Genomic DNA, 1,015 nt, shown 5'->3' on the forward strand with positions numbered 1-1,015 from the left:
AACCCCATCTACTGCGGCAGCGAAGCGATTACTCGCCCCCAAAAAGATAAGACCCGCTCTGCTTGGGGATTGGAAACCCTGGCCCAACGCTATCCTGAAGCAATCTTTATCATTGGCCAATCCCAAACGGCTCTTTCCACGTTGGTTCGGTTGATTACAGAAAAGGAGGTGGCTCCTGCTCTGGTCATCGCCACGCCGGCTGGGTTTGTGAACGTGGTGAAAGCCAAGCAGGAGCTGGCCGATTCCATGGTGCCTCATATCCGCACCGAGGGACGCAAGGGGGGCCCTGCAGTGGCTGCGGCGGTGTTGGATGGCCTGCTGGACTTGGCTTGGCACGCCTATGTACGGGCCAGCAGTGCAGACCATTCCGGCAAATCTGCTAGCGGGTAGATGGGCATTGACAAGGGATCCCTATTGATTTGATGGAGTGGGTCTGGATTGAGCTGATCCAGATCACAGGCTTGGCGGGATCTCCGTCATGCCCCCCTCAGTCCGACCTTGAGAAGATGGGAGCCATCTTCTCAGTGCTGGACAGTAGAGAGCCTAAAGCGAAGGATCCGGTCATGCGGCAGTTCATCTGGGTTTGGGGAAGCGGCTGGCTTTTGGCTTTGGCCTTGGCCCCGGCAGGGTGGGCCCAAGCGGAGGTGGCGGCTCTTTTGCCCGCTGGACAGCCGGCTATAGCGCCCTCTCTCCCTGCGCCGCCGGACATCGACCGGAGGGAAGCTCGGCTCAGCCCCTACCAGCGCTGGCAACAGCAGCATGCTGCTGCGCAGATTCCCTCTTCTGGATGCGGGGAGGTTTTCTACCGCCTCTCTCAGGAAGCGGAACAGAGCCCAGAAGGGCTGCCTTTTCCACTGCAGCCAGACGGGATCCCTTTGGGAGAAGACAGCCCTTTTTTCCTGCATCCCAACGGGCTGCGCTACCGACAGTCTTATTGAAGTTTGGAGGGAAGTTTTTGCATCGGCAGAGCGGCTGTTTCCGAACCTGGCGAATCTCCCCTCTCCCCTAGGGAGAG

General features: G+C 59.1%; 2 protein-coding genes. Both read left to right on the forward strand.

Annotated features, from left to right (window positions below):
• Positions 1-390, forward strand: a 390-nt coding sequence (locus NW857_RS13190) for a precorrin-8X methylmutase (protein WP_414369246.1), incomplete at its 5' end; no start/stop codon positions are given.
• Positions 391-563: 173 nt separating this feature from the next.
• The gene (locus NW857_RS13195) at positions 564-938 is read left to right on the forward strand and encodes a hypothetical protein (protein ID WP_414369248.1); all 375 of its coding nucleotides are present in this window, start codon (positions 564-566) and stop codon (positions 936-938) included.
• Positions 939-1,015: the final 77 nt, after the last annotated feature.

Source organism: Synechococcus sp. H55.9 (assembly GCF_047462355.1).
Classification (GTDB): Bacteria; Cyanobacteriota; Cyanobacteriia; order Thermostichales; family Thermostichaceae; genus Thermostichus.

What these genes read in the sequence shown, in the direction of transcription:
- NW857_RS13195 (WP_414369248.1), top strand. Translation starts at nt 564, where the DNA reads ATGCGGCAGTTCATCTGGGTTTGGGGAAGCGGCTGGCTTTTGGCTTTG.